Origin of the sequence: Lysinibacillus fusiformis (assembly GCF_003049525.1) — a bacterium.
Lineage (GTDB): Bacteria > Bacillota > Bacilli > Bacillales_A > Planococcaceae > Lysinibacillus > Lysinibacillus fusiformis.
In genome coordinates this window covers 1-879 of the sequence record NZ_PYWL01000030.1, presented here as the reverse complement: position 1 = coordinate 879, position 879 = coordinate 1, and the positions used below count along the sequence as shown (strand labels likewise).

The following is an 879-nucleotide window of genomic DNA, read 5'->3' as shown; positions in this document are numbered from 1 at the left end:
CTGGACGCTTCATAACCGAGTATGCAATGATTTCGCCATTACATAGATCAAGGACGGGTGATAAATAGCGTTTCTCACCAAATAGATGGAACTCTGTCACGTCTGTTACCCATTTCTCGTTCATTTTTTCCGCTGTAAAATCGCGTTGTAATATGTTTGGGGCAATTTTTCCGACGTTACCTTTATACGAACGATATTTCTTCATGCGGACTTCACACTTTATGCCAATGGCATTCATCAAGCAGTTAATCGTTTTCGGATCATGATGAATACCAAATTTTTTTAGTTCTTTGGTGATCCGACGATAACCATAACGTCCCTTATGTTCATGATAAATGGACTGAATTGCGACTTTCACATCAGCGTATTTATCATGACGATTCAAACGCTTTTCCCAGTAATAATACGTACTACGTGGAATATCAGCGACTTTGATTAATTCCACTACTTCATAGATTTCCTTTAGTTCATAAATTACTTGCGCTTTGATTTGATTGGTAATTTTTCTTGCATTTGAACTAAAGTATTCAACTTTTTTAAGTACACATTCTCCATTTCTAATTGTTTGATTCGTGCTTCTAACGCCTCAACAGATCCTTCAGCTGGTGTTGATTTCGTTGTTCTTTTTGTCTCTTTTTTCATAGATAGATGCCCCTTTTTCTTAGAAACAAGAGCATCATAACCACCACCTTCAAACTTCAACTTCCAATTCCGAATCATGCCAGGAGATGAAATATTGAATAGTGCAGCTGTGTCTCTCGAAGATGTACCTGTCTCGTTCATATAATTAAGTACATTCATTTTATAGTCAGCTGAATAGTTTGTATAGGACTTTAAGAAAGTCTCTACGCCATTTTTTTGATAACGGCGAACCCATTC

At 36.9% G+C, this 879-nt stretch carries 1 pseudogene; it reads right to left on the bottom strand.

The annotated features are described in order from the left end of the window. Nucleotides 1-879, bottom strand: a pseudogene (locus C9J29_RS24870) (IS3 family transposase); the annotation flags it as partial.